Here is a 6,316-nt window from a genome sequence, read left to right as displayed (position 1 = left end):
CCGAGCCAAGCAGTCCGTCCGAGTCAAGCTGTCCTTCACTCGCTAACGAAACGTAGTAACCTTATTTGTGACAATTTAGCTGTCTGCCAAATCTAACGAAACTTGGTAACGTTATTTGGCTCATTAGAGACCACATGGTGCTCAAAAGCAGTAAATAGCGATCTGTAGTTTCGTTAGAATTTCAAAAGACCCAAAATCGGGCGAATAGCGATACGTAGTTTCGTTAGCTCCTCAGCAACAACAGCAACAACAGCAACAACAGCAACAACAGCAACAACAGCAACAGCAACAGCAACAGCAACAGCAGCAGCAACAGCAACAGCAGCAGCAATTCGCGAACGGACCATCATCACACCCGTAAAGCGTACGTACGATACCGTTGTTTACCGCTGGCTACTATTAGAAGTCTGAGGTCGACCAGATTGGCTAGAATCCGGCGTGCATATTGGTCCGAAACCCGCAGATGGGCAGCGAGCTCGGAAGGAACAAACGGCCGCAGCAGTCTTCTGGCGTAACGGATGGTCTCTGCTTCAAGACAGCCCAACGACTCCGGAGCATCCGATGCAATGAACTTGCCTATAAAAGAAAGCACGAGCTGTTGGCAGCGCTTAGGTTCCTCAACGATGGAGAGGTAAGCAACCGGAAGGAACAGCCAGTTGTCCAAAGCGAGCAGGCAATGCCGCCAGCACAGATCCTTAAACCGCCGCACATCCAGGTCCCGGGCATGAGGCCCGTAGCCTTGGATTTCTATGCCGCCTTTTGCGTCTCCTCCGGGCATATAAGCTAAATCGAGATAGCGATAACCGTTGTGGAAATCTTGCACCTCCCACTCCGGGTAGAGGTGTTTGAAGCTGCCGACTGCCGGGAACCAGACTAAAGGCAGAAATTCGATCGTGCCGTGTCCTAGTCCTTTTTCCAGCAATTCGCGTCTTCGTGGGTTGTTTTCTTCGCGAATCATGCTCTGCATCCATTCCTCAAAAGCTTGTTCGAATTTGATAATGACCATCACATCCTTTTCTGAAAAGGGGCGTGAAGACAAACAAAAACGCCGCTTCGAAATCGTCTTATCACGGAGATAAAACGGAAATCAAAACGGCGTGTGCTTCACGACCAACTATTTATTAACAGTATAAATTAATAATAAATGAGAAACAAATCGCTCTTTTATGAGAAAAATGAAAGAATTTCTAGCTTATTTCAGCTTTTCTGTGAAAATGTTAATCCAAACTTCATATTTCCATGTGGTACAATTACCCAGAGCATGAATGGTTCAGGGCTTTATACCTACATTTATTCAAGGAGGTATATATGATCATACATAGCATGCAAAAATCTGTGAAGATCATGTCTTGTGTAATGGCTTTAGCGCTTCTCTGGCTTAGTGCTGGACCGCTTGCAAGCGTTTCTGCGGCAGAAGCGGGCGCAACGGTTCGGGTAAATGGCGAGAACGCGAAGCTGTCAGATTCCATTATTACACAAAAGAACAGAATGTATGTACCGGCAGCGCGCATTGCTACGATGCTTGGCGCCGAGATCAGTTGGGACAGCAATAATGAAGAACTTACAATAGATACAGCTTATAATGATGAAATTGTATTCGGCAATGGCGTACCTGTCGTATATTTCAACGACAACCGTTACAAGATGGATGCGGTACCGTTCATGGAAGACGGCAGAATGTATGTGCCTCTCCGCCAGCTGGCTGACGTGCTTCACGCAGATCTGACATGGGATACCGATTCGAATACGGCAAAGCTTACCGATGTGGACCGTGCAGCTGTAACCGATGAATACGGTCTTGCCGAGATCAGCAAGGAATACGGCATCAGCGCCGCGACTTTGCTCAAGCGCAACGGATTAAACAGCAAGGACCAGGTAAAGCCCGGAACAAAATTAAAAGTCGTTATCCCTTCATTCCTGGATAATCCGGCTTCTTCTTATTCGCAAAGCGATTTAACGCTGCTTGCGAAGATTTCCCAAATTGAAGCAGGCAGAGACTCCTACGAAGGACAGCTTGCCATTGCGAATGTTATTCTGAACCGGGTGAAGGACTCCCGTTTTCCGGATTCCATTCATGATGTAATCTACTCCGGCAAGCAATTCCCGCCAGCCCACAACGGCCTGCTAGACAAGAGCAAGCCGAACGCTAGCGCGCTTCGCGCAGCCAAGGATGCCTTGAACGGGAGAAATAACGTTTATGACGCCGTTTATTTCTACAATCCGAACGTCACCAGAGGATCGTTCTGGAGCAGCCTCGAGGTTGTAGCCAGAATCGGCGGACACAACTTCGCAAGATAACAGGATAAGATCATCGATGCACCTCATTTAATGAGGTGCATTTTTTATATTGATTTTTACCCCAATCCGGAACAAGTTGAAACCTCTTACCGCTGCCTGATGCCTTGCAGGAAGAGAGGAAAAAGCATTTTACAGCCATAATTAGGGAAAAATCATGTCATATCAGTCCGTATACGCAGCTTTATAAATAAAAGTGATTAATATTACAGAATATCTTATAGACATTTTTCGACGAACGCATTGAACCTAACGAAAGCCTGCGTTAGTATTAAGTATAGTAAAAACAGAGTGTCGAAGTCGGATTTTATAGATTGATGTGAGGTGGATGTTGTTTGCAACTTCAAGTGACGAATAGTCCGTTTACGGGCGAGCAGGCAGAACTGCTTAACAAGCTGCTCCCAACTTTAACAGGATCTCAAATGCAATGGCTGAGCGGTTATTTAGCTTTTTACGGCGCGGGCAATAACACGGCTCTGGCATCGGTTGCCGCGGGAGCTGCTATCGCGGAAGCGCCTGCGACTGCACTTTCCGTAGTACCTGCCGTGCCGCAAGGTCCTAAGGATGCTACCATTTTGTTCGGATCGCAAACAGGCAATGCGCAAAGATTGGCTGGCCGTCTTGCCGAGAAGCTGAAAGCCCAAGGCTTTGACGTAACGTTGTCGGCGATGAACAAGTTCAAGACCAACAAATTAAAAGAAGTCGGCTATTTGTTTATCCTCGCAAGCACGCATGGCGAAGGAGATCCGCCGGATAATGCCTTGACATTCTACGAATTCCTGCATGGCAAACGTGCACCGAAGCTGGAGGGCATGAAGTTCTCCGTGCTGGCTCTTGGCGACACATCGTACGAATTTTTCTGCAAAACAGGCGCAGACTTTGACTCCCGTCTCGCTGAGCTTGGCGCTGAACGTATCGTAGACCGCGTGGACTGCGACGTTGATTTCGAAGATGCGGCAGCCGGCTGGCTTGCGGCAGTCAGCGGAGCGGTTAGTGCTGCGCCATCGGCAGCGGCAGCTCCGCAAGGAGCTGCGGTATCGGCTTCCCCGGCAGCAGCCGGCGAGTCCGAATACTCCCGTTCGAATCCGTTTATGGCCGAAGTGCTGGACAGCTTGAACCTGAACGGCAGAGGCTCCGATCGCGAGACGCGCCATTTGGAGTTGTCGCTCGAAGGATCCGGTCTGACTTATGCGCCTGGCGATGCGGTTGGCGTATACGCGCAAAACGATCCCGCATTAGTAAACGATATCATCGCGCTTCTTAACTGGGATGCGAATGAGAAGGTTGTAACGGGTAAAGCCGGAGAGACTTCAGCGCTGCGTGAAGCTCTGCTCCACCATTATGAAATTACGGTATTAACGAAGCCGCTGCTGGAAAAAGCCGTCGCTTTCTCGGGCAATGCCAAGTTTGCCGAGCTTGTTAAACCGGAAAATAAAGAAGAATTGAAGGCGTACCTGAACGGACGCGATCTGCTTGACCTGCTCCATGATTTCGCGCCTTGGACACTGAAAGCAGCGGATGTCGCAAACTTGCTCCGCAAGCTGCCTCCGCGTCTATATTCGATCGCAAGCAGCATCGAAGCGCATCCGGAAGAAGTGCATCTGACCATCCGCAAGGTGGAATACGAAGCGCATGGCCGCGACCGCAAAGGCGTATGCTCGGTATTTGTATCCGAACGTCTGCAGCCTGGCGACAAGCTGCCGATCTTTATCCAACAGAACCCGAACTTCAAGCCGCCGGTTAGTCCGGAAACGCCGGTGATCATGGTTGGTCCGGGTACTGGCGTTGCACCGTTCCGCGCCTTCCTGGAAGAGCGCGAGGAATCGGGTGCCGAAGGCCAGACTTGGCTGTTCTACGGCGATCGCCATTTCGTAACGGACTTCCTGTATCAAACCGATTGGCAGCGCATGCTGAAGGACGGCGTATTGTCGAAGCTGGACGTAGCATTCTCCCGCGATACGGAAGAGAAGGTCTACGTGCAACACCGCATGCTGGAAAATGGCGAAGAGCTGTACAAGTGGCTGGAAAACGGCGCTCATGTTTATGTCTGCGGCGACGAGAAGCACATGGCGCATGACGTTCAATCCGCGCTCCTGACGATTATCGGCCAATACGGCGGCAAATCGCCTGAGGATGCGGCGGCCTACCTGTCCGCATTGCAAGAGCAAGGACGCTACCAACGCGACGTATACTAGGCGCTCGATCGGCAGCGCATAGCAAATAGATAAGTATGGGCCCATTACATGGGGCAAAGGAGCTAACAGCAATGGCAAAGAACCATAAAGTCGAGCCCGTCGGCGGACCGCCGAGCGACGTGGAACATCTGAAACTCGAAAGTAACTATTTGCGCGGTTCGTTGACCGACTCGCTGGCAAACCGGATTACAGGCGGACTTCCCGAGCTGGATAACCGACTTCTGAAATTCCACGGTAGCTACATGCAGGACGACCGCGATTATCGCAACGAGCGCGAGAAGCAAAAGCTCGAGCCGTATTATCAATTTATGCTTCGCGTCGTTACACCGGGCGGTGTAGCGACTCCGGAGCAATGGCTTCTGATGGACAGCCTGGCTGACAAATACGGTACAGGCAGCCTGAAGCTGACTACGCGTCAAGCGTTCCAGCTGCATGGGGTATTGAAATGGAACCTGAAGAAAACCATTCAAGAGATCAATGAAGCGATGCTAACGACGCTTGCCGCTTGCGGCGACGTTAGCCGTAACGTGATGTGCAACCCGAATCCGTACCAGTCGGAGCTTCATAGCGAAGTATTCTACTGGGCGCAGCAGCTGACATCGCATCTGGCGCCAAAAACGCCTGCTTACCATGAAATCTGGCTGGATGGCGAGAAGGTCGTAGACGGCGCGGAGCAAGGCGAGGTTGAACCGATTTACGGTCCGGTCTACCTGCCTCGTAAGTTCAAGATCGGTATTGCCGTACCTCCTTCTAATGACGTGGACGTGTACTCGCAGGATCTTGGCTTTATTGCGATCCTAGGCGAAGACGGCAAGCTTGCCGGCTTTAACGTCAGCGTTGGCGGCGGCATGGGCATGACGCATGGCGATACGGCGACTTACCCGCAGCTTGCAAAAGTCATCGGCTTTGTAACCCCTTATCAAGTATTGGATCTGGCGGAAAAAGTCGTGACGATTCAACGCGACTACGGAAACCGTTCTGTACGCAAATACGCTCGTTTCAAATATACGATTGACCGTCACGGCCTTCCTTGGTTCATGGATGAACTGCAGGACCGTCTGGGCTGGGAGCTTGCTCCTGCCCGCGAATTCCGCTTCGAGCATACGGGCGACCGTTACGGCTGGATTAAAGGAAAAGACGGCAAATGGAATCTGAATCTGTATGTTCAAGCCGGCCGTGTGGTCGATACGGAAGACAATAAGCTGAGATCGGCGCTTCGCGAAATTGCGAAGATTCATACGGGGGATTTCCGTTTAACGGCTAACCAGAACCTGGTTATCGCGAACGTTACGGCTCAGAAGAAGACCAAAATCGTTGCTATATTGAAGGAATTCGACATTGCGGAAGGCTCGAACTATTCGGCGCTCCGCCGCAGCGCATTGTCCTGCGTAGCCCTTCCAACCTGCGGTCTTGCCATGGCGGAAGCAGAGCGTTACCTGCCGTCGCTGATCGATCGTCTGGAACCAATCCTTGCAAACGCGGGACTCCGGGACCAAGAGATCAACATTCGGATGACGGGCTGCCCGAACGGCTGCGCGCGTCCGGCGCTTGGCGAAATTTCGTTTATCGGCAAATCGCCTGGCAAATACAACATGTACATGGGCGCAGGCTTCGCGGGCGACCGTCTCAGCAAGATGTACAAAGAAAACATCGGCGAAGACGAAATCATTGATACCCTTACACCTATCATCAACCGTTATGCAGCTGAACGGAACCAAGGCGAGAATTTTGGCGACTTTGTTATCCGTGCGGGTTACGTGAAGGCTGTAACGGACGGAACGAACTTCCACGACTAACAGCAAAGCGGTGCAGAGAACAACCTCTGC

Annotated in this window: 5 protein-coding genes; 3 read left to right on the top strand and 2 right to left on the bottom strand. The window is 51.1% G+C overall.

From position 1 onward, the window contains the following. Window positions 1-173: 173 nt before the first annotated feature. Together PGL01S_RS30895 and PGL01S_RS18355 are read right to left on the bottom strand one after the other, a co-directional pair. Entirely contained in the window at window positions 174-350 is a 177-nt protein-coding gene (locus tag PGL01S_RS30895) for a hypothetical protein (protein ID WP_164775505.1), read from the bottom strand. Continuing rightward, window positions 350-1,006: a transcriptional regulator gene (locus tag PGL01S_RS18355; RefSeq protein WP_373864166.1), complete on the bottom strand. Its 657-nt coding sequence runs from the start codon at window positions 1,004-1,006 to the stop codon at window positions 350-352. Before PGL01S_RS18355 ends, PGL01S_RS30895 begins: the two co-directional genes overlap by 1 nt. Window positions 1,007-1,308: 302 nt before the next feature. On the opposite strand from PGL01S_RS18355, the gene PGL01S_RS18350 reads away from it, so the two are divergent. The 3 genes from PGL01S_RS18350 (at window position 1,309) to cysI (ending at window position 6,286) form a co-directional block, all read left to right on the top strand. Beyond that, window positions 1,309-2,298, top strand: coding sequence for a cell wall hydrolase (locus PGL01S_RS18350; protein WP_127496034.1), 990 nt, complete (start codon window positions 1,309-1,311; stop codon window positions 2,296-2,298). A gap of 332 nt (window positions 2,299-2,630) precedes the next feature. After that, window positions 2,631-4,490, top strand: coding sequence for an assimilatory sulfite reductase (NADPH) flavoprotein subunit (locus PGL01S_RS18345; RefSeq protein WP_127496033.1), 1,860 nt, complete (start codon window positions 2,631-2,633; stop codon window positions 4,488-4,490). Window positions 4,491-4,561: 71 nt separating this feature from the next. Then, window positions 4,562-6,286 carry an assimilatory sulfite reductase (NADPH) hemoprotein subunit gene (gene cysI / locus PGL01S_RS18340; RefSeq protein ID WP_127496032.1) on the top strand — a complete coding sequence of 575 codons (1,725 nt, stop codon included), beginning with the start codon at window positions 4,562-4,564 and terminating at the stop codon, window positions 6,284-6,286. Window positions 6,287-6,316: the final 30 nt, after the last annotated feature.

Origin of the sequence: Paenibacillus glycanilyticus NBRC 16618, from assembly GCF_004000805.1 — a bacterium.
GTDB lineage: Bacteria > Bacillota > Bacilli > Paenibacillales > Paenibacillaceae > Pristimantibacillus > Pristimantibacillus glycanilyticus.
The sequence above is the reverse complement of the archived record's forward strand: the minus strand, read 5'-3'. Positions and strand labels throughout refer to the sequence as shown.